Consider the following 21830-nt stretch of genomic DNA (forward strand, 5'->3'; position numbering starts at 1 on the left):
CCGTCGAACACTGAGGTCAGGGGTGGGTGGCTTCGATGAGGAAGCGTTGGGCGTGGGCCACGAAGGGGCCTTCGGTGGTGATGCGGCGGTGCAGGGCGTGCAACTGCGGGCGGTAGCGGTCCACGGTGAAGCCGGGCACGGTCCAGATCACCTTGCGCAGGAACCACACCACCGCGCCGACGTCGGTGAAGACGGCCCGCAGCGTGGCCCTGCGTAGGTCGATCACGTTCAGCCCGACGGCCCGCGCGGCGGCGACGGCCCGCTCCGGGTGCCGCTGGGCCGGCGGCGGCAACGGCCCGAGGATCGCCTCGCTCAGCTCGCGCATGGTGCCCGGCCCGATCTGCTGGGACAGGAACGTCCCACCCGGGCGCAGCACCCGCGCGGTCTCCGCCCAGTCGGTACGCACCGGGTGCCGGCTGACCACCAGGTCGAACGAGGCGTCCCGGAACGGCAGCGGCGCGTCCGGGGCGACCGCCACCACCGTCGCGCCGACCCGACGCAGGGTGCGGCGGGCGACCTCGACGTTCGGCGGCCAGCCCTCGGTCGCCGTCAGCAGCCGGGGCGGCCGGGGCACCTCGGCGAGCACCTCGCCGCCGCCGGTGTCCACGTCCAGCGCCGTGTCGGCGCGCGTCATCCGATCGGCGACCAGCCGGGCGTATCCCCAGGGTGGTCGTTCCTCGGTGGCCCGGCCGGCCAGCCAGCCGAAACCCCAGCCGTCCACCGGCGCGGCAGAACCTTCCGCGATCAGATCGGCCACGTTCCGCTCGGCGCTCATGGCGGCCAGCCTCGCCGTCCGGCGCAGCGGCCGGCAACCGAATTGTGTCGGGGGCGGCCGTGGCCCGGGGCGTGCTCAGGGACGGGGGCGGACGATGTCGACCGGGGACGCGGCGAACGCGTCCAGGCTGCCGGCGTCGGCCCGGCCGGAGTCGAACTGGCGCATCAGCCGGGCGCCCAGGCGTACGCCGACTCCGCCCACGGCCAGCGCGACGAGCTCGGTGACCAGGATCGCGGCCGTCGCGCCGCGCTCCGGGGAGTGCGCCCGGACCAGGCAGGCCACCAGGAACATGCCGGCCATCGCCGCGTTCACCAGGTTGAAGGCGATCGCGGTCCGGCGGGTCCGGTCACCGGGTACGTCCCACAGGTCGACCATGCCGGCCACCACGGTCAGCGCGGCGGCGAACAGCGCCGCGACACCGGTCCAGTAGCCGACCTCGCCCAGGAAGACCGGCCCGCCGGCGACGTCGGTGAGGTCGAAGACGGTCGCGCTGACGAAGAGCCCGAAGGGGAACGTCACCAGCATCGGTTGGATCGGGTGCCCCTGCACCCGCAGCCGGCTCTGCATCGGTCCTCCCCCAGGTCGGCACACGTCGCAAGACCAGAGTGCTACCCGAGCCCGGTCGCGGCGAAACGACACCGCCCGACTCGCCACCCACCGACAGAAACGGCGGCCACGGCGTGATCGACTCGGCGAATCGAGTCGATCACCCCGAGCCAGGTCAGTTGTCGCGTTGCCGGGAGACCGTCCGGACCAGCCGCTCGGCCACCTCGCGCAGCGGAATGGCCAGCGAGGACGCGGCGGTACGCAGCACGTCGAGCGCCTCGGCCGGCGTGCACCCACGCTGCGTCATGATCACGCCCACGGCCTGGCCCACCACCCCGTCCTGCAGCAGCGAGGCGTCCCGCTCGCCGCTGAGCGCGACCTGCCGCCCCCGGTTCCGGACGGCGGCCAGCAGCAGACCGGCGTGCTCGGCGAGCAGCATCGCGGTGAGCTGGTGCTGCGGGGCGAGCAGGTCCGGTGCGGCGGCGTACAGGTTGATCGCCCCGATCACCTGGTCGTCGATGTCCACCGGCGCCGAGATCACCCCGCGTACGCCGAGGTCGCGGGCCCGTACCGTCCAGGCCGGCCAGCGCGGTTCGTCGGACAGATCGGCGGCGAGGACCATCTCCCGGCGCCGGATCGCGCTCATCGCCGGCGAGTCCGGCCCGTGCCGAAGGTCGTCCAGGCCGGCCATCCGTTCGTCGGAGGCGGCCACCCCGGCCGGCTCACCGGCGCGCAGGGCGGTGAAACCGCACCACCGCACCCCGGCGACGGCGTCCCGGGTGACCCGGACCAGCGCCAGCAGCGCCTCGTCGAAATCGGTCAGCGCGATCAGCCCGGCGGTCAGCTCGCGCAACAGCGCGGCAGTCTCCAGCACGCCGAGGCTCTGCACCACCGGCTCCCGCGTATCAAGATTCACTGGTCCGCGGCCCCCGTACGCGCCGGCGTCATCGCCTCTGCCATCGTCTGCTCTCTCCCGATTTGACGGACCCGCCCTACTACCCTCGGGGACCCGGGTCGAAACGGCCGAAATCGGGGCTCCTGCCACACGCGGACGTGCGACAGGAGCCCCGGAGGCCGTAGTTCGGCGCGTCAGCGACCGGCGCCGCTGAGCCGCCGACCGATCGACGCGATGAGCCGGTCGAGTTCCGAGCCGAACGGGTTGTCGTGCACCAGGTACGTCCAGGTGGCGGTCGGCCGGACCAGGGTGCCGTCCTCGGGCTCCCAGTCCTCATCGATTTTGGTCTCGGTGAAGGTGGCGATGGTCCGGGCCTCGATCTCCGGAACCAGGTTGTTGAACGCTGGCACGGCGGACCGGTGGAACTCGTCCAGCGGGTCGAGGCGGCCCAGCGCGCGCAGGTGCACGCCCTCGCGGACCTCGGACAGCTCGGCCAGGTGCTCCGCCCAGAGCCGGTCCAGGTGGAACAGCGCGATCGACCGGGCCGCGCGGGCGAGCAGGTCCTCGTCCATCTCGCCGGCCTTCTCGGGCACCTGGTCGAGCAGCATCAGCGCGGCGATGTCGGTGGTCAACAGCCGCTCGCGGCGCTCGGCGAGGGCCTTGCGCTGCTGCTCGATCACGACGCTGTAGCGCCAGGTGTTGCGGTGGATCTCGTGGTTGACGCCCTCGGCGACCCGCTGGGCGTGCTCCACCGCGTAGTCGACCTGCTCGTCGGTGACGAGGCCGTCGGCGTTCATCCGCGGCGACGCCGGCACCGAGTCGGCGGCGTGCCGGACGACCAGGTCGTCCTCCAGGCTGACGAAGAAGACCGAGCCGCCCGGGTCGCCCTGCCGGCCGGCCCGACCACGCAGCTGGTCGTCGACGCGGCGGCTGTCGTGCCGGCCACTGCCGATCACGTAGAGACCACCCAGCTCGGCCACCCGCTCCTGGTCACTCTGGTCACTGCCACCGAGACGGATGTCGACGCCCCGGCCGGCCATCTGGGTGGAGACGGTGACCGCGCCGTACGCGCCGGCCTCGGCGATGATCGCCGCTTCCTCGTCGTCGTTCTTGGCGTTCAGCACCACGCAGGGCACCCCGGCGGCGTTCAGCCCGGCGGCCAGCCCCTCGGACTCCTTGACGTCCAGCGTGCCGACCAGCACCGGCCGCCCCGCCTCGTGGCAGCGCCGGATCTCGTCGATCAGCGCCTCGTCCTTCTCGGCCCGGGTGGCGTAGATGCGGTCCGACTCGTCGTCCCGGACGCACGGGGTGTTCGGCGGGATCACCGCGACCTCGAGACCGAAGAACTCCCGCAGCTGGTCACCCACCAGCACCGCGGTCGCGGTCATGCCGCACACCTTCGGGTAGAGCGCGATGAACGCCTGCACGGCGATGGTGCCCAGCACCTCGCCCTCGGCGGTGGCGTCCAGGCCCTCCTTGGCCTCGACCGCCGCCTGCAGGCCGTCCGGCCAGCGGCGGCGCTGGGCCACCCGGCCCCGCATCTCGTCGATCAGCTCGACCGAGCCGTCCCGGACGATGTAGTCCACGTCCCGGTGCAGCAGGGCGTGCGCGTGCAGCGCCACGTTGACCGCGGAGAGCTGGGCGACGTGCTCCTCGTCGTACAGGTCGATGCCGAGCTTGGCCTCGACGGCGGCCAGGCCGGCGGCGGTGAACGCGACGCTGCGGCCCTCCTCGGCGACCGTGTAGTGCCGCCCCTTGCGCAGCCCGCGCATCAGCGCGGCGGCGGTGTGCACCGGGTCCTGCTCGCCGGGCACCGCGCCGGCGAGGACCATCGGCACCCGGGCCTCGTCGATCAGGATCGAGTCGGCCTCGTCGACGATGGCGGTGGCCAGCGGCGGCTGCACCCGGTCGTCCACGTCGGTGACCAACTGGTCGCGCAGGTAGTCGAAGCCCGCCTCGCTGACCGAGACGTAGGTGACGTCGCAGCCGTACGCGTCGCGCCGCTCCTGCGGGCTGGACGCCTCGTTGACCCAGCCGACGGTCAGGCCGAGCAGGGTGTAGACCGGCTCCATCCACTCGGCGTCGCGCCGGGCCAGGTAGTCGTTGACGGTGAGCACGTGCACCGGCCCGTTTCCGAGCCGAACGTGCCCGTACGCGGCGATCGTCGCGGTCAGGGTCTTGCCCTCACCGGTGGCCATCTCGGCGACCTTGCCGGAGAGCAGCGACATCGCGCCGAGCAGCTGCACGTCGTACGGCCGCTGGTCGAGGCCACGGCGGGCGGCCTCCCGGCCGACGGCGCAGATCGCCTCGTAGTCGGCGGCGGCACCCGCGGCCTCGGTCAACTCGGCGTCGTCCAGCGCGGCGAGGCCATCCTCGCGCGCCTCGATCGCCGGCAGCAGCTTCTCCAGCGGAGCAAGATCGACAGTCGAGCCCGGACGCTGGAGGAACCGCCGGAACTTGCTCTTGAACCGTTGCGACACACCCATGAGCGGCAACGGTACGCGATTCGGGCTGGCTTCTGCGGCCCGGCCGGCGGGGCGTCGGTCGGCATGTCGACCGGGACGCCCCGGGGTCAGCCAACCAGCAGCTGGTGGGTGGCCAACTCCCGGTAGAGCGGGTCGGTCTCGGTCAGCTCGGCGTGGGTGCCCACGGCCACCACCCGGCCGCCGTCGAGGACGACGATCTGGTCGGCGTCGACCACCGTGGCGAGGCGGTGCGCCACGATCAACAGCGTCCGGCGGACGGCCACCGCGTCGATCGCGCGGCGCAGCGCGGCCTCGTTGCGCGCGTCCAGGTTGCTGGTCGGCTCGTCGAGCAGCAGCACCGGCGGGCCGGCCAGCAGCGCCCGCGCGATGGCCAGCCGCTGGCGCTCACCGCCGGAGAGCAGCACCCCGCCCTCCCCCACCTGGACGTCCAGCCCTTGCGGGGTTCGGTGTGCCAGGTGGCCCAGGTTGACCTGGTCGAGCACCCCGTGCAGGCGCTCGTCGGTGGCGTCCGGCGTAGTGATCAACAAGTTTTCCCGCAGGGTGCCGGCCAGCACCGGCGCCTCCTGCTCGACGTAGCCGAGCCGGGACCGCAGCGCGTCGCGGGGCAGGTCCCGCACGTCGGTGCCGTCCAGCCGGACCGTGCCGGCGGTCACCTCGTAGAAGCGCTCGACCAGGGCCAGCAGCGTCGACTTGCCGGCGCCGGAGGGGCCGACCAGGGCGGTCCGGGTACCGGCCGGCACCGCGAAGCTGACCTCGTGCAGCACCGCCGAGCCGCCCGGGTAGCCGAACCCGACCCGGTCGAACTCGATCATCGGAACACCGCGGCGCGGGGCCGCCGTGGCGGAGGTCGCCGCCGGCCGGTCCGTCGCGCCCTCCGCGGGCACGGTGAGGATCTCCTCGATCCGCTGCAGCGCGCCCAGGCCGGTCTGCAACTGGGTGTACGCCCGCAGCACCTGGGCCAGCGGCAGGGCCAGGAAGAACAGGTACATGACGAAGGCGACCAGGTCACCGACGGTGATCGCGCCGGCGGCCACCCGGGCCCCGCCGATGCCGAGCACCAGCAGGAAGGCGCCCTGCACGGTGACCGAGCCGACCGGTCCGACCACCGCCTGCACCCGGGCGACCCGCAGCCCCGCCGCGTACGCCTCGCGGGCGCTGCCGGTGACGGCGTCCGCCTCGCGGGTCTCGGCGCGGCTGGCCCGGATGGTCCGGGCCGCCGAGATGGCCCGCTCGACGGCCGAGGTCATCTCGCCGATCCGTTCCTGGGCGGCACGGGCCAGCGCCCGGACCCGCCGGGCGAAGGTGGCCGCGAAGCCCAGCCCGAGCCCCACCCCGAGCAGGGTGACGCCGAACAGCAGCGGGTCGAGCAGCACCATCGCCGTGCCCGCGCCGAGCACCATCACCGCGCCGGTGACCGTCTCGAAGAGCCCGGAGGTGACCACCGCCCGCAGCAGGGTGGTGTCCGAGCCGACCCGGGAGAGCAGGTCACCGGTGCGCCGGGCGTCGTACTCGGCGATCGGCAACCGCAGCAGGTGCCCGGCCAGCCGTCGCCGGGTGCCCAGGACGAGGCCCTCGGCGGTACGTTGCAGCAGGTAGTCGCGCAGGCCGCCGATCGCCGCGCCGAGCACCACCAGGACCACCAGCACCGCCACCAGAGCGCTCACCTCGCCGGCGGCGCTGACCCGGTCCAGCACCGACCGGGTGAGCAGCGGCTGGGCCAGCGAGGCCCCCGCCCCGGCCAGCGACAGCACCCCGACCACGGCCAGGGTGCCGCGGTGCTCACGCAGGTAGGGCAGCAGGGCGGCCAGGCCGACCGGCCGGGGATCGGAGGTGCTCATGCGGGGAACGGTAGCCGGCGGCGGCATCCCCCTTGCCCGGGTCAGCCGGACAGCACCACCTGGAGTTCCTGGCGGCGACGCTCGGCCAGGTCGGTGAGCAGCGCGGGTGCCTCGTCGAACGGCACCACCGCCGACACCACGTGCTTGCGCAGCACGTCCCCGTACGCCCGCAGCAGGTCGACGGTCTCCGCGGAGAGCCGTTCCCGGTCCCAGGTGGGTGCGAGCCCGCGCGGCACCCGGCCGATCTGCGCGCAGCGCAGGGACAGACCGTTGTGGTGGAACTCCTCGCCGAACCGGACCGCGTCCGCGCCGCCCTGATAGAAGGCGAGGTCGATCACCGTGCCCTGGGGTCGCAGCAGCCGCAGGGCGAGCTGCAACGCCCACGCCTGCCCCCGGCACTGGAAGACCACGTCGGCGCCCCGGTCGCCGGCGGTGTGTGCCCAGCGGGTCTTGAGCACCACCGCCGGGTCGTCGCCGGCCGGGTCGAGGGTCTCCAGGCCGAGCGCCTCGGCGACCTCGCGGCGCTGCGGGGTGGGGTCGAGCACCACCACCGAGGCGGCGCCGTGCCGCCGGGCGAACAGGGCGGTCAGCAGCGCCACCACTCCCGCGCCGACCACCGCGACCCGGCGGCCGCGCACCCCGTCGCCGAGCGAACGCACGTCCGGGCCGTGCAGGTCGGCGGCGGCGTGCAGCAGGCCGTTGGCGCAGATCGGGCCCATGTGCGCGACGTAGATGCCGAGCAGCGGGTCCAGGTCGTCGGGCAGCGGGACGAACCGCTCGGCGACCGGGTCGGCCAGCCAGCCGGTGCGGTGCCCGTAGGTCATCGCGCCGATCTGCCCCACCGCGACCGCCGTGGTGGCGCTCTCGACCACGCGGCCGACCTGCATGTAACCCAACCGGTCCACCGGGTACGGGGTGCTCGCCTCGCCCGGTTGGAACAGCCCCAGGTCGGCGTTCCAGGTCACGTTCAGGTAGGGGTTGGTGCCCTTGACGTAGCTCAGCTCGGTGCCGGCGGAGACGCCGCTGAACAGCGTCTCGACCCGGAAGGTGCCGGGGCGCAGCGGCGCGGCGGGCTGCTGCACCAGCTCCACCCGGCCGGGGCCGGCGACCACCACGACCCGGTCACGCATCGACGGTCACCCCGCTGGTCAGGACGGGCGACACGGTCGGGGCGGCGAGTCGTACGGTCTGCCCGGTGCGCGCCGAGTCGGCCACCGCGAGGGCCAGCCGCTGCGTGCCCAGCGCCTCGGCGTACGGGACGCGCACGTCGTCGCCGATGCCGCGTACCGCGTCGACGAAGGTCCGGTCCACCGCCACCCGGGCGGCCTCCGAGTCGACCGAGACGTGCCGTTCGCCGTCGGCGTCGCGGACGAGCAGGCCGTCCTCGCTGATCGACAGGGCCAGCCCGTCGGCGAGGATCTCCAGCCCGGCCCGGTGCTTCCAGCCGAGCACGCAGGCCGCGCTGAGGGTGCCGACCGCGCCGTCGGCGAAACGCAGCGTGGCGGTGGTCACCGAGTCGATGTCGGCACCGTCCACCGGGGGCGGTGTGCCGTTGCCGTACGCGGTGACCTCGGTGACCTCGCCGACCAACGCCCGGATCAGGTCCAGCACGTGTGCGGCCTGCTCGACGACCGGGCCCCCGGAGCGGTCCCGCCGCGACCACCAGGGCACCGGCGGCACCTTGTCCAGCCAGGCGCCGCTGACCATCCGGACCGGACGGTCGGCGAGCAGGTCACGGACCTCGTCGAGCACGCTCAGGTAGCGCCAGTGGTGCCCGACGGCGGTCCGCAGCCCACGCTGGGCGACCAGGCCGGCGATCCGCTCGGCGGTGACCAGGTCGACCGCGACCGGCTTCTCCACGAACATCGGCAACCCGGCGTCGATCACCGCCTCCTCGGCCGGGCCGTGCGCGAACGGTGGCACGCAGACGTACACCGCGTCCGGGCCGGCGGCCAGCAGCTCGGCGACGTCGGCGTACGCGTGCCCGCCGTGCCGGGTGGCCAGCGCCGTCGCCGCTGCCGGCAGCACGTCGGTCACACCGAGCAACTCGACGTCATCGAACCCGGCGAGCACCTGGGCGTGCCGCTGTGCCACCCCGCCGGCGCCCACCAGTCCCACCCGGCACCTATGCATTCGACAGCCCCTTCGTGGACGTTATCTGCTCTGATGGGAGCAGTCCCCTGGCGTACGCGCAATCAAACGTTCATCCCCAGGGAACAGGTCGGCGTCACCCTGTGATCAAGCTGTTGCCCTGGAAGCGGTTAGCGCGCAGTGGGGAATGGGAACAACCAATCGTGGTTCTTTCCGCCCACAATTCGGGAGGGGTGCTCGTGCGAGAGACGACATCGAGCGTGTCACCGGTGGTGGAGGCGTGGGCCACGTACCGGACCACGTCGGCGGCGGACTGGCCGGCTCGCCGGCTGCTTCGCGCCAAGGGACAGAGCCGGGTCAGCGTGGTGCTGCCGGCCCGGAACGAGGAAGCCACCGTAGGCGCGATCGTGTCGACCATCCGCGAGCATCTGATGGATCGGGTCGCCCTGGTCGACGAACTCATCGTCGTCGACTCACGGTCGACCGACCGCACCGCCCAGGTGGCTCGGGCCGCCGGCGCGGAGGTGGTCAGCCAGGACGCGATGACCCGGGGGCTGCCCCGGCTGACCGGCAAGGGGGACGCGCTGTGGGCCGGCCTGGCCGCCGCCGAGGGCGACGTGGTGGCGTTCATCGACGCCGACCTGCGGGAGTTCCGGCCGCACTTCGTGAGCGGGCTGCTCGGCCCGCTGCTGACCGACCCGTCGGTGGACTTCGTGAAGGGCTTCTACCACCGCCCCCTGGTGGGCACCGCCAGCGTCGAGCAGGACGGCGGCGGCCGGGTGACCGAGCTGATGGCCCGCCCGCTGCTCAACCTCTTCTGGCCCGAACTGGCCGGCTTCGTGCAGCCGCTCGCCGGTGAGTACGCCGGCCGGCGCGAGGTGCTGGCCCAGGTGCCGTTCGTCTCCGGGTACGGCGTCGAGACGGCCATGATGATCGACCTGCTGGACCTGGTCGGCCTGGACGCCTTGGCGCAGGTCGACCTCGGTGAGCGCAAGCACCGGCACCAGGACACGGCGGCGCTCGGGCGGATGTCCGCGCAGATCATGTTGACCGCCTGGTCCCGGTTGCAGCGGCGGGGCTGGGCGACCCCCGGCATGGCGCCCGCCGAACTGCTGACCCAGTTCCGCCGTGGCGGCTCGGACACGCTGCCCAACCTCGACCGCGAGATCGTGGTCAGCGACGTGTCCATCGAGGAGCGTCCGCCGCTGGCCGAGCTGCGACACCGCGTACCCCGCCGACGGGTCACCGCGGCATGAGCGTGAGGGAGGGCCCGGTCCGATGAACCTCACCGTGCTGATGAACGCCGGGCCGTGGCTGTCCGTGCCGCCGCCCGGCTACGGCGGCATCGAGAACGTGATCGCCACGCTGGTGCCGGAGCTGCGGCAACTCGGCGTACGGGTGGTGCTCGCCTCGGTGGGCAGCAGCACCCTCGCGGCCGACGAGCGGGTCTCGGTCTTCCCCGACGGGCAGTTCGCCGCGCTGCAGCGCCCGTACAACCAGGTCTGCGGTATCGCGCAGGCGCACCTGGCCGGGGTGGTCCGCGAGCTGCACGCCCGCGACGACATCGACCTCGTGCACGACCACGTGGAGGCGGTCGGGCTGGCCACCCTCGCCGCGATGGGTCCCAGCGGCCCGCCGACCCTGCACACCCTGCACTGGGACCTGGCCAAGCACCCGGCGCTCTACGGGGCGCTGGACGGCGGCGACCGGGTCCGGGTCAACGGCGTCTCCGCGGCACAGCTCGCCCGCGCCCCCCGTGCGCTGCAGGAGCACTCGGTCGGGCACGTGCACCTGTCCACTCCGCTCGCCGTGGACGCCGACCGTCGCGCACGGCCGGAGAAGGGCGAGCACCTGCTCATCCTCGGCCGGATCAACCCGGGTAAGGGGCAGGACGTGGGCGTCCGGCTCGCCCACCGGGTCGGTGTTCCGCTGGTGCTGGCCGGGCCGGTCGGGCCGTACCATCGCCCGGCCGACCTGGTTGCGGCCGGCGACGAGGCCCGGCAGAACCCGGACGTGCGGTTCTTCCTCGACGAGGTCGCGCCGCACGTCGACGGTGAGCTGGTCCGCTGGGTCGGCACCGTGGCCGGGCAGGAGCGCGACGACCTGCTCGCCAGCGCTCGTGCGTCGCTGTTCCCGCTGCGCTGGGAGGAGCCGGGCGGCACGGCGGTGGTCGAGTCGCTCGCCCTGGGTACGCCGGTGGTGGCGACCGCCCGGGGCTGCCTGCCGGAGTTGATCGAGCAGGGCCGGACCGGGCTGCTCACCGACGACGAGGAGGAGTTGGACGATCTGGTGCTGGCCGCCGAGCTGCTCGACACCGACGAGTGCCGGACGGTGGCCGCGCAGCGGTTCACCCCGGCGGTGATGGCCCAACGCTACGTCGAGCTGTACGACCGGGTATGCCAGCCGACCGGCGAGCCGCGCCTGCAGCCGGTCTGACCGCCGCCTGCGGGCGACCGCCGGCGGGTTTGCCGAGGACCGCAGGGGGTAGCCCGCTGCGCTTCTGCCCGCCGCGCAGCGAGGAGTCGGTGATGGTCGGACCGATGGCGCACTCCCGGGCCCGAGCCAACCCGGCCGACGGCCGGCCGCCGGTCCGCCGCGCGGCCGGGACCGTGGCGGTGCTGTTTCTGCTGATCGGCGTGCTGGGCTTCGTACCGGGGGTCACCAGCGGCGCGGCCGACCTGCGGTTCGCCGGCCACGGGTCCCACGCGTACCTGTTCGGCGTGTTCCAGGTGTCGGTGCTGCACAACCTGGTGCACCTGCTGTTCGGGGTGGCCGGCCTGGCACTGGCCCGGACGGTCACCGGCGCTCGGACGTTCCTCGTCGGCGGAGGTGCCGTCTACCTGGTCCTCTGGCTCTACGGGCTGGCGGTGGACCACGACACGGGGGCGAACGTGCTGCCGGTCAACGACGCCGACGGCTGGCTGCACCTCGGTCTCGGCGTCGGCATGATCGCCCTGGGCCTGCTCACCGCCCGACCTCGCCGGTAACCCCCGACACCCCCGGTTTGATCGGGATGGGCGTCGGGTAGTTGGCAGATCCCGACCGACCAGTGAATCGAGGGCCCCATGTCCAGCCGGATCACCTGCGAGGTGCGCAACGCGGCACCGGTGGCGGTCGTCCGGCTCACCGGCCCGCTGGACCTGGCCACCATGCGATCGGTGCACCACGCGCTGGACGGTGCGCTGGCCAACGAGCCGGAGGCCCTGGTGGTCGACCTCGGCGGCGTCACCGTCCGGGACCGGCTGGCGCTGTCCGTCTTCGCCGCGACGGCCCGCCGGGCCGAGGAGTGGCCGGCCGTGCCGGTGCTGCTCTGCGCCCCGCCGCCGGGCGCCGCGCGCTGGCTGGCCGAGGCGTCCGCGTACCGGGTGGTCCCGGTGTCCCGGGACTGTGCCGAGGCGACCCGGCTGGCCGGTGCCGCCACCGCGCCCCGCCTGCGGGCCCGGCTGGAGCCGGTGGCGGAGGCGTGTCGGCGGGCCCGGGAACTGGTCGTCGACGCGTGCGCGCGGTGGAACCTGCCGGACGCTGCCGGCCCCGCCTCGGTGGTGCTCAGCGAACTGGTCGGCAACGTGGTCCGGCATGCCGGTACCCCGATGCAGGTGACGGTGACCCTGCGCCGGCCGTACCTGCACCTGGCCGTGGTGGACGGCAGTCGGGCGGCGGCCCGGGTGGCCGGGCCGGATCCGAGCGCCGAGGGTGGGCGCGGACTGCTGCTGGTCCGGGAGCTCGCGCAGCGCTGGGGCAGCGTGCCGGCCGGCCGGGGTAAGGCCGTCTGGGCGATGCTGCCGGCGACCTGAGCGTTCGAGGCGGTTGCACCGGTACCGGCGATCTGACCGAAATTACCTCTCTCGCCTGGTTTCATGGTTAGAGGTGCGGGTAGGCACGCCCGTCCTTTCTGCCGTCACGACGGGGTGAGCAGCCATGCCCAAGCGGGTAACCACGGAACCCGGTCGAGATCGGGGCCCGGCGATCCTGGCACCGGCCCGCTTCGGGGGCTTCCCCGGAGCTGTACGCGCGCCGGTCCCCGGCAACTCGTTGATCAAGTTTCTCGCCACGACCGACCACAAGCAGATCGGCCTGCTGTATCTGCTGACCTCCTTCGGGTTCTTCATGGTGGCCGGGCTACAGGCGATGCTGATGCGGGGTGAGCTGGCCCGCCCGGGCCTGCAGTTCCTCTCCTCGGAGCAGTACAACCAGCTGTTCACCTCGCACGGCGCGGTGATGCTGCTGTTGTTCGCCACGCCCGCGGCGTTCGGCTTCGCCAACTTCATCGTGCCGATCCAGATCGGCGCGCCGGACGTGTCATTCCCCCGGCTCAACGCGCTCGCCTACTGGCTCTACCTGTTCGGCGGGCTGATGGTGGTCGGCGGGTTCCTCACCCCGGGGGGCTCGGCGGACTTCGGCTGGACGGCGTACAACCCGCTGAGCAGCGTCGAGAACTCCCCCGGGGTGGGCGCGAACATGTGGGTGGTCGGCCTGGTCGTCTCCGGGCTGGGCACCATCCTCGGCGCGGTCAACCTGATCACCACGATCCTCACCCTGCGCGCGCCCGGGATGACCATGTTCCGGATGCCGATCTTCACCTGGAACATGCTCTTCACCAGCGTGCTGGTGATCCTGGTGTTCCCGCTGCTGGCCGCCGCGCTGCTGGCGCTCTCGGCCGACCGGCTGCTCAACGCGCACGTGTACGACGCGGCCACCGGCGGCCCGATGCTCTGGCAGCACCTGTTCTGGTTCTTCGGCCATCCCGAGGTGTACATCATCGCGCTGCCGTTCTTCGGCATCATCACCGAGATCATCCCGGTCTTCTCCCGCAAACCGCTCTTCGGCTACACCGGGATCGTGCTGGCCACCATCGCGATCACCGTGCTGTCCATGACGGTCTGGGCGCACCACATGTTCGCCACCGGCCAGGTGCTGCTGCCGTTCTTCAGCATCCTGAGTTACCTGATCGCGGTGCCCACCGGAGTGAAGTTCTTCAACTGGATCGGCACCATGTGGAAGGGGCAACTCACCTTCGAGACGCCCATGCTGTTCGCCATCGGCTTCCTGGTCACCTTCCTGCTCGGCGGGCTGACCGGAGTGTTGCTGGCCAGCCCGCCGGTCGACTGGCACACCCACGACAGCTACTTCGTGGTGGCGCACTTCCACTACGTGGTGTTCGGCACCGTGGTCTTCGCGTTGTTCGGCGGCTACTACTTCTGGTGGCCGAAGATGACCGGGCGGCTGCTCGACGAGCGGCTCGGCAAGATGCACTTCTGGACCATGTTCATCGGCTTCCACGGCACCTTTCTGGTGCACCACTGGCTGGGCAACGAGGGGATGCCCCGCCGGTACGCCGACTATCTGCCGAGCGACGGCTTCACGACGCTGAACACGGTCTCGACGATCTTCGCCTTCATCCTCGGCCTGTCCACCCTGTTCTTCATCTACAACGCCTGGAAGTCCTGGCGGTACGGGGCGCTGGTGACGGTGGACGACCCGTGGGGGTTCGGCAACTCGCTGGAATGGGCCACCAGCTGCCCGCCACCGCTGCGCAACTTCGACCGGATGCCCCGGATCCGCTCCGAGCGCCCGGCCTTCGACCTGAAGTACGGCCCGCTCGTCGCCGACCTGGGCCGTGACCTGCCGCAGCGCACCACCAAACCGCCGCAGCACTTCGCCGAGGAGCTGCGCATGGAGCACCACACGCCGGAGTCGCCCGCCGCCGAGGGCGCGCACGGCGCGCGCGACGCGGTCGCGTTCCAGCCGGCGCCGCAGTCCGGTGCCCGGCCGGTGGACGTGCCGGAACCCGAGGGCGTACGCCGGCCGAGCTTCGAGCAGAGCGACGCGCCCAAGGACAGCGACGACGCGCCGAAGCCGCACGAGCGGTGGCGGCATCCGCACAGCGACGGTGAGACCGAGGAGCGCTGAGGGGTACGCGCACCACGAGGCCCGGCACCCACAGGTGCCGGGCCTCGGCGCGTACGGTGCCCGACCTCGGCCGGGTCGGCCCGCTCAGTCCCGGGCGGGCGCCAGGCCGGCGGCGGTGAGCGAACGGCGTACCGCGGGCTGGACGCGGGTCAGCCGCAGCGGCACCCCGGTCCGGGCCGCCGCGTCCCGACCGGCCATCAGCGCGGCGATGCCACCGGCGTCGAAGCCGCCCGCGCCGACGAGGTCGACGACGACCTCGCTCGGTTGGCCGGTGACCGCCTCCAGCATCGCCCGGCGCAGCTGGTCCGCGCCGTCCCGGTCGACCTCGCCGCCGACCTCGACCACCACCCGGTCACCGTTCTGCTTCACCGAGATCCGGGTCTTGCCCGGGTCCGGTTCTGCGGCGCCGTTCTGCCAGGGCGGCGGCGCGTCGGCCAGCATCGCCTGACGCAGCCAGGTCAGCGCCCGCGACAGCAGCCGGGACACGTGCATCTGCGAGATGCCGAACCGGGCGGCGATCTCCGCCTGGGTCTGGTTGCCGTAGAAGCGCATCGCCAGGATCCGCCGCTCGCGCCAGGGCAGCCGGTGCAGCAGGCCGCTCACGGTCACCCGGTCGTCGACCGATTCCAGCGCGTTGTCCGACTCGCCGACCAGGTCACCGAACTCCGCGGAGCTCTCGCCGCCCACCGGCGCGTTGAGCGAGGCCGGGCTGTAGCCGGCCGCGGACTCCAGCGCGGCGAGGATCTCCTCCTGCGGCGTCTCCAATCGGGCCGACAACTCGGCGACCGACGGCGCGCGGGACAGCTCGCTGGTCAGCGCGGCGGTGGCCTGACCCACCTCGAGGATCAGATCGCGCAGCCGCCGGGGCACGTGTACGCCCCAGGTGCGGTCCCGGAAATGCCGTTTGATCTCCCCGACGATGGTGATCGCCGCGTACGCGGTGAACGAGCCCCGTTCCGGGTCGTACCGGTCGACGGCGTTCACCAGGCCGAGCCGGGCCACCTGCTCCAGATCCTCCAGCGGCTCGCCGCGCCCCCGGTACCGCCGAGCCAGCCGGCCGGCGAACGGCAGCGCGAAGCGGACCAGGTCGTCCCGTGCCTCCCCGCGCCGCTCGGGCGGCAGTCCCTCGATTCGGGCCGCGTACGCCAGTGCTGCCGCATCGAGGTCTTCCAGACCTCGATCGGTGGGTGGTGGTGTGGTCGTGCTCGTCTGTCCGAACATCCGCGCCTCCCTCAGGAAGGTCCCCCGCCCGGATCGGGAAACCGGTCGTGCGCGTGGTCGAGCCACGCACCGGGCCGGAAAGTGGGTCAGTGAAGTGACTGGGATGCCAGCGGGCGACAACGCCTCTACGCTGCGCAATCAAGCCGTCGCAGCCAGCGATGTTCCCGCTCCGTAGGTACTCAATCACGGGACCCCGGCTTCGCGAGGATGTTTCGCCGGGCTGCCCTCAGGAGACCAGCAGCCCCTGGTGGCCGCCACTGTCGCTGAGCACGGCCAGAGCCTCGGCGGTACCCAGCGGGGGCGGCGCGGGCAGGTCGTACGGCTGGGCGCGCAACACCTCGGTGGCCCGGCGGGTGGGCACGGAGGTGACCGGGTAGCCCCGGGCGGCGGTCCGGTCCAGCGCCCGGCGGCGACGACCGAACCCGGCCACCGCCAGCCACTGCGGCAGCCCGGCCAGGGCGGGCGAGCGCACGCCGGGCGGCTCGGGCAGCACGTCCACCGAGCTGAACGCCTCACTGCCGGCCAGCCACCACTCGGCCTCGTCGACGCTGCGCCGGGTGGCGTTCTCGCACCAGTACGGCACCAGCCCCGCCCGCACCACCTGCCACGGATCGAGCAGCCGGCCGCACTCCACCACCAACCGGTCACCGGTCTTGCCAGCGCCGCGCAGCCAGCGTCGGTAGAGGTCGGCCACCGCCGCGCTCAGCGCCCCGGGCCGGGGCACCAGCACCCGGTGCAGCGGGTGCTGCCGGCGGGCCGCCCAGTCCCGCGTGGTCAGCTCGAAGCCCGAGTCCGTGCCGTGCTCGGCGTACCCGGACAGCGCGGACATCTCCGGCGGCTCCCACCGCGCGGCGTCCCCGCCGGCGGAACGCAGCACCTGCCGCAACGCGTGACTGTCCGGGTGGAAGTCCACCGGGTCCAGCCCGCTGGCCGGGCAGCCGATCTGGAAGCTGTGCCCCTCGGCACCCTCCAGCACCGGCCAGGTGCGCGCGTCCCGCACCAGCAGCACCGGGGCACCCGGGGACAGCCGGTCGGCCAGGAACTGCGCGTACGCCGCCGGCAGGGCCCGCCAACGGGCGGCCAGCGCCACGGTCGCGCCGGTCAGCGGGCCGCGGCTGGCCGGGCAGTGCACCTGGCGCAGGTGCAGGTCGGGGTTGCCGACGAGCAGCCGGGCGGCGAGCGCCGCGCCGTGCTCCCGGGCCGCGCCGGGGCGGTCCACCGCGCCGTCGCTCCAGTGCACGCTCATCTCGAAGCCGGCGGGCAGCCACGGCACGCCGAGGGCCACCGCGAGGTGCGCCGCCGCGCCGTGGGGTGAGCCGAGCAGCACCCCGGGGTAGCGGCGGCGGGGGTACTGGTCGACGAACCAGCGCGCCACCCGGGCGGCGTCCACCTCGTCGACCTGGGCGACGGTGAGCGCGACCCGGCCGGCGGCCCGGGTGACCGCGGCCCGGCGGATCGGCTCCGGGGCGCTGGGGAACCGCGAGACCGGCCCGGTGTGGCCCAGGTCGGCGCAGTCCACCCCGCGTAGCGCCCGAGCGGTGGCGGCGACCAGCACCCGGGCGGCGCTGCCGGCGGCCACGACCCGGTCGCCGGCCAGACCGGCGCCATCGGCCGTGAGCCCCTTGTGCACCTTGTGCACCGGCCCCACCTTGCCTCGTTCGCTCACCACGCGGCCCGGCTTCCCGTCCCGATGGGGTTCAAACGGGTCATCGCCGACGTTCGGGTTTCGCCGGGGGCTGGGCGGGCACTTCGGGGCCTATGCGCACCGAGGACACCAGCGAGCCCGCCGCCGCCACGATCACCCCGTACCAGGACGGGCCGCTGCTGGTACGGGGCGACTTCGAACTGGTCACCCCGGACGGCGAGCGGATCGACGCCCGCCGGGGCACGGTGGCGCTGTGCCGGTGCGGCAAGTCGGCGCTCAAGCCGTTCTGCGACGGCACCCACAAGGCGGTCAACTTCCGCGCGGGCACCGCCCGGGAGGGCTGACCGGACCGGTCAGGCGATCACGGGCTGCGCCCGGGCCGCGGACGCCGCCGCGGGCAGTGCGACGGTCGGCGGGGCGCACGAGCGCAGCGAGCTGGCCCCGGCGGCCCAGTTGTCCAGCAGGTGCGCGGCGAACAGCCGGTCCACCGCGAGCGCGGCTGCCGCGCCGAAGAGCACGTCCCCGGCCAGCGCGGGTTCGGTACGGACCAGGCCGCCACACAGGTCGTGAGCGGCGATCTGCTCGTGCACCGCGTCGGCTTCCACGTGCTCGTCGTAGAAGCGGGTGGCCACCTCGTCCAGGCCGAGCCGGCGCAGCCCGTTGCCGTACCGGCGGTTCGGCGCCGAGGAGGTCATCTCGAAGGCGGCCAGGTGCCCGAGCAGCGCCCCGCGCAGCCGCCGGTGCAGCCCGAACAGCGACATCAGGTTGTTCGTCGCCAGCGTCACCGCCGGCACCACGTCCAGGTACGCGCCGTAGCCGGTGTCCAGGCCGAGCCGCTCAAGTGTGCGGCGGAACAGCTCGGCGTGCATCCGGTCCAGCCGGCCGTTGCCGTACTCGTCGGTCTGGATCTCCACGAGGGCGGCCTTGGCCGGGCCGCCGAGTCGGGGCAGCGCCCAGCTGTGCGGGTCCGCCTCGCGCAGGTGGTAGATCGAGCGGTGGGTGACGAATTCGCGGAACTGGGCCAGGTCGGCCCGTCGCTGCAGGGTGGCGGCCAGGGGCGGCCCGTCGTCGGCCGCGACCAGCTCGACCAGCCCGGACGGCACCCCGGCGGCCGGCACCGACACCGGGCCCGCCAGGCGGCGCAGAGCCGCCTCGAAGGGCCGCTCGGCGCGGGCCCGCAACGCCAGCAGCGTCGGCTCCCACTCCCAGCCCTCGTCCACCCCACGCCAGCCGCGGTAGTGCAGCTCGTAACAGAGGAACAGGGTCAGCTGCAGATCCTCGTCGGTGAGCGGATCCGCCGGGTCGAGATCGGCGCCGAGGTAGGCCGGCAGGTCGTGCGGCGCGTGCCGCAGGGCACCGGCCACGGCCGCGGAGAGCGGGCCGCGCGGCTGCGGCAGGGGCGCGGGACCGTACCGGCGGTCGGTGGGCTCCATGTGACCTCCAGCGTCGTCGGGGCGCACTCAGATGCCCTGGCGGGACGCGGTTAAACGAGGTCGTCCGCGGTGGCGGAAACCTCCACCTGCTCGCGGACCTTGCGGGCCGGGGCGCCGTCGGCGTACAGGTCCCGCAGATCGGCGAAGGCCGGGTCCGGCGGCGCCAGCGGCACCTCGGCGTCGACGACCGCCTCCAGAACGCACGGACGGTCGGCGGCGAGCGCCTCGTCCCAGGCCGCGCCCACCAGCTCCGGGCGGTCCACCCGGACGCCGTGCATCCCGAGCAGCCGGGCCCAACCGGCGTACGGGACGTCAGGGCGGCGATTGGTCACCTCGGACGTCGGCTCCCGCCCGCCACCCGTGCCGGAGTGGTCCCGGTTGTTGAGCACCAGCACCACGAGTCGCGGATCGCGCCACTCCTGCCAGTGGTGCGAGACGGTGATCAGTTCGGCGAGCCCGTTGAGCTGCATGGCGCCGTCGCCCATCAGCGCGATCACCGGCTGGTCGGGTGCGGCGAGCTTCGCGGCCACCGCGTACGGCAGGGCGCAGCCCATCGAGCCGAGGGTGCCGCACAGCTGCGCGTTCACCCCGGGCGGCAGGACGAGGTGCCGGGCGTACCAGTACATGACCGAGCCGACGTCGACCGCGACCGACCCCTCGGGCGGCACCCGGGCGGACAGTTCCTGGAGCACGAGCTGCGGGTTGATCGGATCGGCCGGCGCGGCGGCCCTTTCGGCGGCGACCATCCGCCACCGGTCCACCGAGCCCTCCACGGTGGCCCGCCACTGCCGGTTGGGCCGATCGGGCACCCGGTCCAGCAGCGCCCGCAGCGTCTCGGCGGCGTCGCCGACCAGTGGCACGTCCGCCGGGTACCGGGTGCCGATCCGCCGGCCGTCGATGTCGATCTGCACCGTGCGGGCCTGCCCGGGCATCGGGAAGTAGTCGGTCCACGGATCGTTGGTGCCGACCATCAGCAGCGTGTCGCAGCCGCCCATCAGCTCCGCCGCGGCCGGGGTGCCGACCTCGCCGAGCACCCCGGTGTGAAACGGCAGCCGCTCGTCGAGCACGGGCTTGCCCAGCAACGACGTGGCCACCCCGGCGCCGAGCCGGTCGGCCAACGCGATGATCTCCCTGGCCGCGCCCCGGCCGCCCTGGCCCACCAGGATCGCGGTGCGCTGGCCGCCGCCGAGCAGTTGCGCGGCCGCGGCCAGGTCCACCTCGTGCGGCAGTACGCGGGCCAGCGGCTCACCGGGCGTCGCCGAGATCACCCCGATCGCGTGCGGTTGCAGGTCGGGCACCAGCGCCTCCTGCAACTGCCTCGGCAGCACCACGCAGGTCGGGCTGCGGGTCGCCGCCGCCGTACGGAACGCCTGGTCCAGCAGCGCCGGTACGTGCTCGGGGCTGCGGCCGTACCGGACGAACTGGTTGCACACGTCGCCGAAGAGCCGGCTCAGCCCGATCTCCTGGTGTGCGCCGCCGAGCGGCCCCGAAATGTCCTCGCCCACGATCGCCACCACCGGCTTGCTGTCCAGCTTGGCGTCGTAGAGGCCGTTGAGCAGTTGCACCGCACTGGGCCCCTGGGTGGCCAGGCAGACCCCGATGCCGCCGGTGAACTTGGCGTGCCCGGTGGCCATGTACGAGGCGGTCTCCTCGTGTCGGGCCGGGATGAACGCCGGGTCGCCGCCCGAGCGGTCCAGCGCCTCGATGATCGGGGTGATCGCCTCACCCGGGTAGCCGAAGGCGCGTGGTACCCGCCAGGCCCGGAGCCGTTCCACCACCAGGTCGGCCACGTAACGCTCAGCCATTGCCGCGTCCCGGTGTGCTCGGGTCGACGTACCGCAGCACCGCGCCCACACCGTCGGCGAGCTGGGGCGCCTCGTCCGCGCCGAGTACGGTCAGCGCCGCGTCGGTGCCGACCAGCGCCCGCACCAGCGCCGCGTCGGCGCGTACCCGCTGCGGGTCGGCCACCGACATGGCGGCCAACTGCTCCGGGTCGACGGCGATCTCGGTCGGCTCCGGGCCGATCCACAGCTCACCGTTGGCGGACGGATCGTCCACGATCAGCATGGTGTCCACCTGGTTGCGTTGCAGGGCGGAAACCACCGCGTCGAGCCCGGCGCCCACGTCCTCCTGCACGCCGAACCGGTTCAGCGCGGCGGTGATCCGCTGGTCGGCGACCTCCGCGATGGTCTGCACGGTGAGGTCGTCCAGCAGGCTCTGGTCCGCGCCGCCGGCCCGTGACCCGGCGTCGGTGCGGACCACGAGGTCCTGCCAGCGTTCCGGCATCTGTGCGGCGATCATCCCGGTGGCCCGGACGTCGCCGGCAACGACCACCACGTCCGCGCCGACCCGGTCGGCCAGTTCCACGGTTGCCGCGGTCACGTCACCGGCGTTCTGGTGCCACGCCTCCATGGCGGCGCGCTGGTAGCGCGACTGGGACCAGCCGCCCTGGTTCACCCGGCGCAGCGGGAATTCGTCCCGGCCGGCGACGTGCGCCCGTCGGGGCACCCCACCGGCGCTGACCGCCATCGCGTCGGCGCCGATCCGGTCGGCCACCACCCGCACCCAGGCCACCTGCTCGCCACGCTGGGCGAGCAGCGGCATCACGTGCGGCAGCGGCCCGAAACTGGCCAGGTCGCGCAGCGGGGGCGCGGAGAGGTACTCGGAGAGCACCACCCGGCCGTGGCTGGCGAAGACCGCCAGGCCGTAGTCACCGACCATCGGGTCGTGCCCACGGATCACCCGGTCCAGCGCGGCGATGCTCGCCTCGTCCGCCCCCTGTTCGGTGAGCCGACTCTGCAGGGCACGCCAGCGCAGGTCCAGCGCGGGCTTGGCGTCCTCCGTGTCGGCGGAGGCGTCCAGGTACACCGAGCACCACGGCCCGGGTCGGTCGTAGAGCGGGCGCAGGAAGGACAGCTGCATGCTCGACCCCTTTCCAGCTCGGCCCCCCGCTTACCCGGGTCATCCGGGATGTCACCTCGCGGCCGTGA

The 21830-nt window shown here is 73.5% G+C and carries 18 protein-coding genes; 6 read left to right on the forward strand and 12 right to left on the reverse strand.

Annotation, left to right across the window (positions count from 1 at the left end; translation table 11 throughout):
• Positions 1-16 precede the first annotated feature (16 nt).
• From ACFQGL_RS16670 to ACFQGL_RS16700, 7 genes are all read right to left on the reverse strand, one after another.
• Positions 17-775 carry a class I SAM-dependent methyltransferase gene (locus ACFQGL_RS16670; RefSeq protein WP_377512662.1) on the reverse strand — a complete coding sequence of 253 codons (759 nt, stop codon included), beginning with the start codon at positions 773-775 and terminating at the stop codon, positions 17-19.
• Positions 776-850: 75 nt separating this feature from the next.
• Positions 851-1342 (reverse strand): DUF2231 domain-containing protein, encoded by a 492-nt coding sequence (locus tag ACFQGL_RS16675; protein WP_377512665.1) that lies wholly within the window; start codon positions 1340-1342, stop codon positions 851-853.
• A 154-nt stretch (positions 1343-1496) separates the two neighbouring features.
• Positions 1497-2237, reverse strand: coding sequence for a GAF and ANTAR domain-containing protein (locus ACFQGL_RS16680; protein ID WP_377512669.1), 741 nt, complete (start codon positions 2235-2237; stop codon positions 1497-1499).
• 173 nt (positions 2238-2410) lie between these two features.
• Complete coding sequence (secA2, locus tag ACFQGL_RS16685) at positions 2411-4702, reverse strand: accessory Sec system translocase SecA2 (RefSeq protein WP_377512672.1); 2292 nt, start codon at positions 4700-4702, stop codon at positions 2411-2413.
• Between the two features lie 86 nt (positions 4703-4788).
• A complete protein-coding gene (locus tag ACFQGL_RS16690; RefSeq protein WP_377512675.1) occupies positions 4789-6540 on the reverse strand; it encodes an ABC transporter ATP-binding protein in 1752 nt (583 codons plus the stop codon).
• A gap of 41 nt (positions 6541-6581) precedes the next feature.
• Entirely contained in the window at positions 6582-7670 is a 1089-nt protein-coding gene (locus ACFQGL_RS16695) for a zinc-dependent alcohol dehydrogenase (protein WP_377512678.1), read from the reverse strand.
• Positions 7663-8673, reverse strand: a complete 1011-nt coding sequence (locus ACFQGL_RS16700; RefSeq protein WP_377512681.1) for a Gfo/Idh/MocA family protein — start codon at positions 8671-8673, stop codon at positions 7663-7665. The genes ACFQGL_RS16695 and ACFQGL_RS16700 overlap by 8 nt, the downstream gene beginning before the upstream one ends.
• A 230-nt stretch (positions 8674-8903) precedes the next feature.
• Here ACFQGL_RS16700 and ACFQGL_RS16705 point away from each other — a divergent pair, with 230 nt between their 5' ends.
• The 5 genes from ACFQGL_RS16705 (at position 8904) to ctaD (ending at position 14541) form a co-directional block, all read left to right on the forward strand.
• Positions 8904-9887 (forward strand): glucosyl-3-phosphoglycerate synthase, encoded by a 984-nt coding sequence (locus ACFQGL_RS16705; RefSeq protein ID WP_377513150.1) that lies wholly within the window; start codon positions 8904-8906, stop codon positions 9885-9887.
• A gap of 22 nt (positions 9888-9909) precedes the next feature.
• Positions 9910-11067 (forward strand): glycosyltransferase, encoded by a 1158-nt coding sequence (locus tag ACFQGL_RS16710; RefSeq protein WP_377512684.1) that lies wholly within the window; start codon positions 9910-9912, stop codon positions 11065-11067.
• A gap of 92 nt (positions 11068-11159) precedes the next feature.
• Positions 11160-11618, forward strand: a complete 459-nt coding sequence (locus ACFQGL_RS16715; protein WP_377512687.1) for a DUF4383 domain-containing protein — start codon at positions 11160-11162, stop codon at positions 11616-11618.
• A 78-nt stretch (positions 11619-11696) separates the two neighbouring features.
• Positions 11697-12425 carry an STAS domain-containing protein gene (locus tag ACFQGL_RS16720; protein ID WP_377512690.1) on the forward strand — a complete coding sequence of 243 codons (729 nt, stop codon included), beginning with the start codon at positions 11697-11699 and terminating at the stop codon, positions 12423-12425.
• A gap of 124 nt (positions 12426-12549) precedes the next feature.
• The gene (gene ctaD / locus ACFQGL_RS16725; RefSeq protein ID WP_377512693.1) at positions 12550-14541 is read left to right on the forward strand and encodes an aa3-type cytochrome oxidase subunit I; all 1992 of its coding nucleotides are present in this window, start codon (positions 12550-12552) and stop codon (positions 14539-14541) included.
• An 84-nt stretch (positions 14542-14625) separates the two neighbouring features.
• Here ctaD and ACFQGL_RS16730 read toward each other — a convergent pair whose 3' ends face one another.
• Both ACFQGL_RS16730 and ACFQGL_RS16735 read right to left on the reverse strand, forming a co-directional pair.
• Positions 14626-15762 carry a SigB/SigF/SigG family RNA polymerase sigma factor gene (locus tag ACFQGL_RS16730; protein WP_377512696.1) on the reverse strand — a complete coding sequence of 379 codons (1137 nt, stop codon included), beginning with the start codon at positions 15760-15762 and terminating at the stop codon, positions 14626-14628.
• 226 nt (positions 15763-15988) lie between these two features.
• Positions 15989-17401, reverse strand: a complete 1413-nt coding sequence (locus ACFQGL_RS16735) for a hypothetical protein (RefSeq protein ID WP_377512699.1) — start codon at positions 17399-17401, stop codon at positions 15989-15991.
• A 119-nt stretch (positions 17402-17520) separates the two neighbouring features.
• Between ACFQGL_RS16735 and ACFQGL_RS16740 the strand changes: the two genes are divergently transcribed.
• The gene (locus ACFQGL_RS16740) at positions 17521-17751 is read left to right on the forward strand and encodes a CDGSH iron-sulfur domain-containing protein (protein ID WP_377512702.1); all 231 of its coding nucleotides are present in this window, start codon (positions 17521-17523) and stop codon (positions 17749-17751) included.
• Between the two features lie 9 nt (positions 17752-17760).
• On the opposite strand, the gene ACFQGL_RS16745 is transcribed toward ACFQGL_RS16740, so the two are convergent.
• The 3 genes from ACFQGL_RS16745 to ACFQGL_RS16755 are packed head-to-tail and all read right to left on the reverse strand — an operon-like array spanning position 17761 to position 21762.
• Positions 17761-18840 carry an iron-containing redox enzyme family protein gene (locus ACFQGL_RS16745; RefSeq protein ID WP_377512705.1) on the reverse strand — a complete coding sequence of 360 codons (1080 nt, stop codon included), beginning with the start codon at positions 18838-18840 and terminating at the stop codon, positions 17761-17763.
• Positions 18841-18890: 50 nt separating this feature from the next.
• The gene (locus tag ACFQGL_RS16750) at positions 18891-20645 is read right to left on the reverse strand and encodes a thiamine pyrophosphate-binding protein (RefSeq protein WP_377512708.1); all 1755 of its coding nucleotides are present in this window, start codon (positions 20643-20645) and stop codon (positions 18891-18893) included.
• A complete protein-coding gene (locus tag ACFQGL_RS16755; protein WP_377512710.1) occupies positions 20638-21762 on the reverse strand; it encodes a baeRF2 domain-containing protein in 1125 nt (374 codons plus the stop codon). The genes ACFQGL_RS16750 and ACFQGL_RS16755 overlap by 8 nt, the downstream gene beginning before the upstream one ends.
• Between the last annotated feature and the right edge of the window lie 68 nt (positions 21763-21830).

This window comes from Micromonospora vulcania (assembly GCF_042658605.1).
GTDB classification, from domain to species: Bacteria; Actinomycetota; Actinomycetes; order Mycobacteriales; family Micromonosporaceae; genus Micromonospora; species Micromonospora vulcania.

Bases quoted from the DNA above. Each gene is read 5' to 3' on its own strand.
- ACFQGL_RS16740 (WP_377512702.1), top strand. From the start codon at position 17,521: ATGCGCACCGAGGACACCAGCGAGCCCGCCGCCGCCACGATCACCCCG.
- ACFQGL_RS16695 (WP_377512678.1), bottom strand. From the start codon at position 7,670: ATGCGTGACCGGGTCGTGGTGGTCGCCGGCCCCGGCCGGGTGGAGCTG.
- secA2 (WP_377512672.1), bottom strand. From the start codon at position 4,702: ATGGGTGTGTCGCAACGGTTCAAGAGCAAGTTCCGGCGGTTCCTCCAG.
- ACFQGL_RS16730 (WP_377512696.1), bottom strand. From the start codon at position 15,762: ATGTTCGGACAGACGAGCACGACCACACCACCACCCACCGATCGAGGT.
- ACFQGL_RS16715 (WP_377512687.1), top strand. From the start codon at position 11,160: ATGGTCGGACCGATGGCGCACTCCCGGGCCCGAGCCAACCCGGCCGAC.
- ACFQGL_RS16720 (WP_377512690.1), top strand. From the start codon at position 11,697: ATGTCCAGCCGGATCACCTGCGAGGTGCGCAACGCGGCACCGGTGGCG.
- ctaD (WP_377512693.1), top strand. From the start codon at position 12,550: ATGCCCAAGCGGGTAACCACGGAACCCGGTCGAGATCGGGGCCCGGCG.
- ACFQGL_RS16670 (WP_377512662.1), bottom strand. From the start codon at position 775: ATGAGCGCCGAGCGGAACGTGGCCGATCTGATCGCGGAAGGTTCTGCC.
- ACFQGL_RS16745 (WP_377512705.1), bottom strand. From the start codon at position 18,840: ATGGAGCCCACCGACCGCCGGTACGGTCCCGCGCCCCTGCCGCAGCCG.
- ACFQGL_RS16750 (WP_377512708.1), bottom strand. From the start codon at position 20,645: ATGGCTGAGCGTTACGTGGCCGACCTGGTGGTGGAACGGCTCCGGGCC.
- ACFQGL_RS16700 (WP_377512681.1), bottom strand. From the start codon at position 8,673: ATGCATAGGTGCCGGGTGGGACTGGTGGGCGCCGGCGGGGTGGCACAG.
- ACFQGL_RS16755 (WP_377512710.1), bottom strand. From the start codon at position 21,762: ATGCAGCTGTCCTTCCTGCGCCCGCTCTACGACCGACCCGGGCCGTGG.
- ACFQGL_RS16675 (WP_377512665.1), bottom strand. From the start codon at position 1,342: ATGCAGAGCCGGCTGCGGGTGCAGGGGCACCCGATCCAACCGATGCTG.
- ACFQGL_RS16710 (WP_377512684.1), top strand. From the start codon at position 9,910: ATGAACCTCACCGTGCTGATGAACGCCGGGCCGTGGCTGTCCGTGCCG.
- ACFQGL_RS16690 (WP_377512675.1), bottom strand. From the start codon at position 6,540: ATGAGCACCTCCGATCCCCGGCCGGTCGGCCTGGCCGCCCTGCTGCCC.